This is a genomic window from Candidatus Woesearchaeota archaeon, assembly GCA_003694805.1.
GTDB lineage: Archaea > Nanobdellota > Nanobdellia > Woesearchaeales > J110 > J110.
The window spans coordinates 1-1,117 of the sequence record RFJU01000154.1 but is presented as its reverse complement, the minus strand read 5'-3'; the positions used below and the strand labels follow the sequence as shown (position 1 = coordinate 1,117).

1 protein-coding gene is annotated in these 1,117 nt (G+C 54.6%); it reads left to right on the top strand.

Annotated features, from left to right (window positions below):
* Positions 1-1,117, top strand: a 1,117-nt coding sequence (locus D6783_05660; GenBank protein RME52171.1) for a hypothetical protein, incomplete at both ends; no start/stop codon positions are given.

Sequence of the window (1,117 nt, the reverse complement as noted above, 5' to 3'; positions counted from 1 at the left end):
CGTTGTTGGCGCACATGTGGATTTCAACTTTACCGCGACGGACGACCAAGTCATGACGTGCACGTTGTACGGGAACTTTTCTGGTTCGTGGGGGCCGAACAAGTCAGTATCCAACGTGCAGAGCGGGCAAGAAACGAACATCTCCATTGATGTCGGGACAGGAACGTATGCGTGGAATGTGCGGTGTGAGGATCCGTTTGCGGGCGCGTCGTTTGCGCCGCAGAACTACACAGTAACAGTAGACGCGACGCCGCCGGTGGTGACGACGATGAGCCCCTTGAACGGGTCCGTTCTGGGCAACACCTTTGTGTTTTTCAAGTACAACGTTTCCGAAACGTACAACGTGTCGAGCTGTTCGCTCTACCTCAACGGAACGCTCAACGAGACGGACACAACAATTCAAAAAGACGTTGAGCAGTCCTTCAACAAAACGCTTGACTACGGGAATTACTCGTGGCAAGTGCGCTGTGTCGATGAGTTTGGGAACGTCGGCTCTTCCAGCGAAGAGAACATCACCATTGAGCACAGCACCCTCATCCTCGTTGACGTTTCGACGGACCAGCCATCGTACGAGATCAAAGCGATCGTGCCAATCACGACACACACGACGGACAAGTACGGGTATGACTTAGTCACCAATGTCACAACGGACGTCATCCACGGCGTGACGCAGGAGCAGTGGTGGAACACGTCATGGAAGAAGCGAAAGCCGATACGCCTCTCAAACGACCTCTCACAGGACCGGGCGGACGTCTTGGTTGAAGTGAACGTGAGCGGGCTTGGCGGCGCCGTCTCGAGCTGCGCGAATGAAGTGAGAGTCGTCTATCAAGACGGAACCTCCGTGCAGGAAGTGCCGGTCGTTGTTGTGGCGGGCGACGACTCCACGTGGTGTCAAATTCGTTTTTTTGCCAATGTCAGCGCCAACGCGGTGAACGAAGAGCGCTACTTCATGTACTATAACAACTCTGGAGCAACCAACCCTGGCTACACGTTGTCAACGACCGTTTCCATATTTTTTGATGATATGGAGGTGGGTGGTGCTGCGGATGCGGGGAATTGGTCGGAGTCTGCGTCGTTGGGTGTGGAGACGTGGGGTTTGGATTCGGGTGTTGCTCGT